The following is a 3,693-nucleotide window of genomic DNA, read 5'->3' on the forward strand; positions in this document are numbered from 1 at the left end:
GGATGAATACAAGAACCTTCAATTACTACACCGCCACTGTCACGATGATAAATCGGCAACTGATGGAAGCCTTAAATCATCTACATTAACATCATCTGACGTTAATGTAGATAATACAAAGACAACCAAAAGAAGTCAAGCTGTATCCTTAACAAGGGAACAGTCAAACTAGGAGCCGTGTGAGGTGAAAGTCTCATGCACGGTTCTGAATGGGAGGGGAGGTCGGTGACGACCTTCTCGACCCCTAATATAAGCTTCTATTTGAACAGTTACTTAACCTGAGTCGATTATGGCAGAAAATTATTGGTCGCGAGAGGATGATAACGAAGAATTAGACCCGATTGGTTCCCTCCTATCTGACTGGTCCGATCCCGAAGATGAGGAGGACGAATTTAGGAGCGAAATTTTTCAAGGCCGATCGGGACGCAGACAGAAAGCGGCTTTTAGCCTCATGGCGATCTGGACAATAATTATCGGACTTCATTGGCTGAGTTGGGGTTATTGGGCAATTATCGCCTTAACTATGGTACTATCGGGGCAAGCTTTGCGGCTGCTGTTCACGAAACCGGAAACGCCGCCAATTCCTTTACTGGATCAGGATTTAGCCTCTGTCCCCAGGGTGTCCCTCTTAGTAGCGGCCAAAAATGAAGAAACCGTAATCACGAAACTGGTTAATTATCTCTGTCATCTAGACTATCCCCAAGATAAGTTAGAAGTTTGGATCGTCGATGACTATAGTACCGATAACACCGGTGCAATTCTCGATCGCCTTGCTTTAGAATATCCCCAATTAAAAATTCTCCATCGTCCTGCTAATGCTGGAGGTGGCAAATCCGGCGCCTTGAATCAGGTTTTATCCCTGACTAACGGGGAAATTATCGGCGTATTTGATGCGGATGCGGGATTATCCTCCGATTTACTGCGTCATGTAGTCCCAATGTTCGACGATCGAGAAGTGGGTGCGGTACAGGTGCGAAAAGCGATCGCCAATGCCGCCGAAAACTTCTGGACAAAAGGACAAGCGGTAGAAATGATCTTTGATAGCTGTTTCCAACAGCAACGGATCGCAGTGGGAGGGATCGGAGAATTGCGCGGAAATGGTCAATTTGTCCGTCGTAGTGCCTTAAATCGTTGCGGGGGTTGGAATGAACAAACGATCACCGACGATCTTGATTTAACTATTCGTCTCCATATCGATAATTGGAAAATTAATGTCTTAAATTTTCCCGCAGTAGCGGAAGAAGGGGTGACAACTGCGATCGCTTTATGGCATCAGCGCAATCGTTGGGCCGAAGGTGGTTTTCAGCGTTATCTCGACTATTGGAAAGCGATTTTAAAGTCTCCCATGCCTTGGCCGAAAAAGTTTGATTTAATTGCTTTTTTGCTCGTTCAATATATCTTACCTGCGGCCGCTATTCCCGATCTTTTAATCACAATTACCCAGCATCAAGCTCCGATTTTAACTCCTTTAACTGGTTTGGCTCTTTCCCTTTCTGTTTGGGGGATGGTGACAGGATTAATCCGAGTCAATACGGGTAAAAAATTCACTTTTGCTCTCGGTTTAGACATCCTTGCTCAAACCATTCGCGGCATGATTTATATGATGCACTGGTTTATTATTATTCCCAGTGTCAGCCTGCGGATGGCTTTGCGTCCTAAACGTTTAAAATGGGTGAAAACCGTTCATCTGGGGGAACATCTCAGTGCCGAAGTTTAATTTTCGAGGATAGACTACAAAAACTTTGGCCTTATCAGGCCGGAAATCCCCTGTCAGTCAAGGTTACAGCCTTTGGAAACCCCTTTGGGAAAAATTTCCAATTTCCTTAATCATGCTTGCTACCAATAATGTGTTAATTTAGATACAGAATTGAATTCCGTGACAGCACTGGGGTGGCGAAAAGCGCTCGCTCCAGTTTTTTTTGTGATCGGTTAGTGGAGAATTAATTTCTGGCTCTTCTGCACAGCGTTGCTAGAGCAGTTATCTTAATGGTGAGATAGGAAGTTTTTGTTTTGGGGAGTCGGTTGTCAGGAGTCAAGACCAAATCAAGTTATACTTCACTCCCAGGGAGGCAGAAAACGTAGGGTGCGTTAGGCAGCTCATGAACCAAACAACCGCCAATTATGATGAACCCTGGAAAGAAGCATTAAGTGAGTATTTTGAAGCGTTTTTATGCTTCTTCTTTCCCGAAGTTCACCAATTAATTGATTGGACAAAAATTCCCGAATCCCTAGAAAAATAACTTAAACGGATTACCGCTTCAGCTAAGACAAAAAAACGTTTCGCTGACAAACTCTGTTCAGTTATCAGCTACCAGTTACCAGTTATCATTTATCAGTGACTAATTATCTGTTGCCAAAGCAGACTTGTCAGAATATAGTATGGAAAACAAGCATAATCTTGGCAAAACTATGTATCATCAACGACTAGCTAGACCTGAAGATGCAATAGCGATCGCTCCTCTTTGGCGAGATTTTGCTCAAAGGCGATCGGAAGCTGATCCCTCGATCAATCTGAAACCTGATTTTGACTATGAAGGATATGTGGGGTATCAGCTTAAAAAACCTCTATCTTTCGGTTTTGTCTTGGAATATGAGCAGCAAATCGTCGGGTTTCTCTTTACTTATGTTTATGATGAGACCCCACCTCCCCAGATTTCTGCTTTGGAAATGTGGGAAAATCCTTTCATTCCCCGTCGTGTGGGTGCAGTTTTGGGGATGTATGTTAAAGAAAAGCACCGCAAACCGGACACGATTAATTTGTTGATTAAAGCGGCGATTGCTAAAGCGGAAGAACTAAAGGTTAGCGATATTGACTTATTAATCAGTATAGATCAACAAGGGATTCAGGTATTATTAGAACGCTTGGGCTTTGTTAAAGCAGCGATTCAATATACAAAACATTTTAACATATCGGAGAAGAATTTACCGAATTTACACCCGGCTCATTTAAGGCTAATAGAAAAGGAAGTTATACCGACTGGAACAATTGTTTTAAGGGATGTAAAAACTCAAGAAATTGTCAAGAATTCTCAAGGAAAACCAATTTTTTTAGAGCCAGTTAGGGATGCAGCAGGAAAGGCTTTGACGAGTTCGATGGGTTTACCGATTTATCCTCTCCCTTTACGAGATCCGAATACTCATAATTTCGTCTTTGATGAGGCAGAAAATCTCATCTTATGTCCTATCTTACAAGAGCTAGGGGGTGAGGTAGTAGAATTTGGAGGAATCCCTCAATTTTGTCCACCTGTTTATGAACAAATAGATGGGAAATTATGCTTAAAGCAAGATAGTAATGGCAATTATGTTTTTGCAGAAGTAGAACGGGATGAGTCGGGGAAAATTAGGCGATTACCAGAAGGAAAACCACTCTTTAAATCCACCAATTAATCTTTAAACTCTCTAGAAAACGGGTTTCTTGAAGAAACCCGTTTTCTGTGGGTTTTTTTGCGGGAAGCATCCCCCTCTTTTCGTAGGTTAAGGGGGTGAGGTCATAACAATATGTTGCCAAAACCGACTTTTCAGAATATAATAGAGAAGAGTAGTCATTCATCCCTCAGATTAGTTAAGATGACATTACATGACTAATAATATTGACCATGACCGCTTATTTAAGGAGTTAATCTCCACCTTTTTTGTCGAATTTATCGAGTTATTTTTTCCTCAATTGATGGATTATTTAGATAGAAACTCGAT

Annotated in this window: 2 protein-coding genes and 2 pseudogenes; all 4 read left to right on the forward strand. The window is 42.0% G+C overall.

The annotated features are described in order from the left end of the window. Positions 1-289: 289 nt before the first annotated feature. The gene (locus tag O9324_RS02655) at positions 290-1,717 is read left to right on the forward strand and encodes a glycosyltransferase family 2 protein (protein WP_288139405.1); all 1,428 of its coding nucleotides are present in this window, start codon (positions 290-292) and stop codon (positions 1,715-1,717) included. A 382-nt stretch (positions 1,718-2,099) separates the two neighbouring features. Further along, a pseudogene (locus tag O9324_RS02660) lies at positions 2,100-2,303 on the forward strand (hypothetical protein); the annotation flags it as partial. A gap of 76 nt (positions 2,304-2,379) precedes the next feature. Next, positions 2,380-3,387, forward strand: coding sequence for a GNAT family N-acetyltransferase (locus O9324_RS02665; protein WP_002764859.1), 1,008 nt, complete (start codon positions 2,380-2,382; stop codon positions 3,385-3,387). 190 nt (positions 3,388-3,577) lie between these two features. Continuing rightward, a pseudogene (locus tag O9324_RS02670) lies at positions 3,578-3,693 on the forward strand (flagellar assembly protein H); the annotation flags it as partial.

The sequence above is a fragment of the Microcystis sp. LE19-84.1B genome, assembly GCF_027531875.1.
Lineage (GTDB): Bacteria > Cyanobacteriota > Cyanobacteriia > Cyanobacteriales > Microcystaceae > Microcystis > Microcystis panniformis.